This window comes from Streptococcus sp. KR (assembly GCF_002238115.1).
Lineage (GTDB): Bacteria > Bacillota > Bacilli > Lactobacillales > Streptococcaceae > Streptococcus.
In genome coordinates this window covers 1-248 of sequence record NZ_NGVM01000288.1, presented here as the reverse complement: position 1 = coordinate 248, position 248 = coordinate 1, and the positions used below count along the sequence as shown (strand labels likewise).

1 pseudogene is annotated in these 248 nt (G+C 36.7%); it reads left to right on the top strand.

Annotation, left to right across the window (positions count from 1 at the left end):
- Positions 1-213, top strand: a pseudogene (locus CBI42_RS12945) (short-chain dehydrogenase); the annotation flags it as partial.
- Between the last annotated feature and the right edge of the window lie 35 nt (positions 214-248).

Here is a 248-nt window from a genome sequence, read left to right as displayed (position 1 = left end):
TCAATGGTTGATAGGGGCGTTTCTAAAAAGCTTGCACAGCTATTTATTAAAATGAGCGAACTGGAACGTCATCCAGAAAAACTGTATGCAGATTTGGACAATCAAACCACAAATATTGGTGAAGTTAAACTTGCTGATTTTGTTAAAGCATTCTCTGTAGCCTATCAGGATCAAAATAATGGTCCTCATGCTAATACCTTGGTTGACCAGTGATCAGAATAAGTCCCGTAAAAATAAACACCTTTAGT